The sequence below is a fragment of the Muribacter muris genome, from assembly GCF_001038205.1.
Taxonomy (GTDB): Bacteria; Pseudomonadota; Gammaproteobacteria; order Enterobacterales; family Pasteurellaceae; genus Muribacter; species Muribacter muris.
The window spans coordinates 1-1,772 of the sequence record NZ_JWIZ01000117.1; the positions used below are offsets into that span (position 1 = coordinate 1).

Sequence of the window (1,772 nt, forward strand, 5' to 3'; positions counted from 1 at the left end):
TAATGAATCTTATCGATTTAAACATCGTAATTAAGAAATAATAAAAGTGGAACACTTTTAAAGGATCTTTGTGGTTCAATTTTGGAAGATCATTGACACTCTGGAGTATCTAGAAAATATTCAAGATGAAATTGCAGAGATTTCAGAAGAACTTATAGAAACTTATTATTCAGATAGCGAATTACTTATAAATTTCCTACAAGGCTTGTGTAAAGGATTAATTGCTGATGGGCGTATTGAACAAGAAGAAATCGAATGCTTATACAATTATTTAGTTGATTATTCCGGTTATTTATCTAGAGAACCAATGTGTCAAATATTCTATGAAACATTTAAAGATGTTGATTTAGATAATATTTCAAGCAATCAAAAAGCTAAAATAAAGGCACTGATTACCGATTTTAGTGGTTGTGATAATCAGGGAAGTGTTGATGGTTTATCTATTGGTAGTTCATTTTTTGACACAGTAGAAGGCTTAGATTTAAGTGGAAAGATTATTCAGCTCACAGGGCGATTTAAATATGGAACTCGATCGAAATGTAAGGCTTTGGCTGAATCGCAAGGTGCGATAGTTTTAGATGATTGGCGTATGGATATTGATTATTTAATAGTCGGTAATTCAAATTCTCGTGATTGGATATACCAAAGTTATGGAAGAAAGATTGAAAGAGCTAAAGAATATCAGGTGAAACAAAATCATAAAGTAAAAATTATTACGGAAGAACAATGGATTGTTGAGGTTTAATTAAGCAGTCAGTTCCTAACATTATTTTGCAAATTTATCACTTACCTAGAGGAAAACCTAAAATGAAAAAATTACTTTCTATTGCGTTGTTGTCTTGTATCTTTTTTGTTACGGCGGCGGATTCAGAAGCGGGGCGTGGTCGCCAGCCTTGTTCCGGCAAGAAAGGCGGTATTTCCCATTGTACCGCAAGCGGTAAATTTGTGTGCCGTGATGGTTCTATCTCTAAATCCAAAAAAGTATGCCGCAGCAAAAAGCAGGCAGACTTTTTGAATCGGTTTGGGGTGGAGTAGTACGAGTGAAACTACTTGTGAACTGGGCGAGGAAGTTATACCACTATCTTGGCGTGGTAAATGCTTTCTCTATGTTGATAGGTGTCGTTATCGGCACCTTGTTTGGTTTAGGGGCTGCGGATTTAGATAAATTGTGGGCATTGTTTCCGAAAGGTACTTCGATTACTGATTGGATTGTAGCGATCTGTACCATAGGAATGCTAGTGGGGACTAGCTATGCCGCAATGTATGCCAAAAAAGCTGCTCATTATTCTATAATTAGTAAATTAGATGAAGTGTATGCTACGCTGGGGAGAGATTTAGAAATTATTAGATCTAATTTAATAAACTTGAAAGAACTTTGTAGTATCTTATTAGACGAAAACCGGCTACAAGGATTAAATTATGATGAGGTGGAGAAACGTTTTTTTGATTATTTAGGTAATATATTAGATGAATCTAAGGAGAAAAATATTGCATCAAATACATTATTTATGGAGAATTTCATAAAATATCCAAACTATTATTCTCTATCAAATAATTCTGTAAGTATAAAGTTAGAAATAGAAAATAAGCCATTATGTTGCATTGATTTAAAATTCTTATCACAAGAGGCAGACTTCTACTGGGAAAATATAAACAATGTATTATTAGCTATTAAAAATAAGGGGCTGTACTAGATAACTAGGGAAATCTAATTTCAGGTTAGAATAATCCCTATGAGAAGAAGTCGTTTAAGTCAGTACAAGCAAAACAAA

General features: G+C 33.7%; 3 protein-coding genes. All 3 read left to right on the forward strand.

Translation table 11 applies throughout. The features are described from left to right. The first annotated feature begins 70 nt into the window (after positions 1–70). The 3 genes from RO21_RS11925 (at position 71) to RO21_RS11935 (ending at position 1,694) form a co-directional block, all read left to right on the forward strand. Positions 71–745: a BRCT domain-containing protein gene (locus RO21_RS11925; RefSeq protein ID WP_053067793.1), complete on the forward strand. Its 675-nt coding sequence runs from the start codon at positions 71–73 to the stop codon at positions 743–745. Between the two features lie 62 nt (positions 746–807). Next, positions 808–1,035: a YdcA family protein gene (locus tag RO21_RS11930; protein ID WP_047978003.1), complete on the forward strand. Its 228-nt coding sequence runs from the start codon at positions 808–810 to the stop codon at positions 1,033–1,035. Positions 1,036–1,040: 5 nt separating this feature from the next. After that, positions 1,041–1,694 (forward strand): hypothetical protein, encoded by a 654-nt coding sequence (locus tag RO21_RS11935; protein ID WP_047978004.1) that lies wholly within the window; start codon positions 1,041–1,043, stop codon positions 1,692–1,694. Positions 1,695–1,772: the final 78 nt, after the last annotated feature.